We start from the raw sequence: 201 nt of genomic DNA, 5'->3' as shown, positions 1-201 counted from the left end.
AAGTGGGTGATTAGCTCAGCTGGGAGAGCACCTCCCTTACAAGGAGGGGGTCGGCGGTTCGATCCCGTCATCACCCACCAATTTCTCGCCAGCTGGATTTCTTGTTAAAATGTGAAGTACCGAAGTGGGTGATTAGCTCAGCTGGGAGAGCACCTCCCTTACAAGGAGGGGGTCGGCGGTTCGATCCCGTCATCACCCACC

Annotated in this window: 2 tRNA genes; both read left to right on the top strand. The window is 56.2% G+C overall.

Annotated features, from left to right (window positions below):
- Nucleotides 1-4: 4 nt before the first annotated feature.
- Nucleotides 5-80 (top strand) — tRNA-Val (locus tag OGV38_RS00035).
- A 46-nt stretch (nt 81-126) separates the two neighbouring features.
- A tRNA-Val gene (locus OGV38_RS00030) sits at nt 127-199 on the top strand.
- The last annotated feature ends 2 nt before the right edge of the window (nt 200-201 follow it).

Source organism: Citrobacter sp. Cb080 (genome assembly GCF_030334745.1).
Lineage (GTDB): Bacteria > Pseudomonadota > Gammaproteobacteria > Enterobacterales > Enterobacteriaceae > Citrobacter > Citrobacter braakii.
The sequence above is the reverse complement of the archived record's forward strand: the minus strand, read 5'-3'. Positions and strand labels throughout refer to the sequence as shown.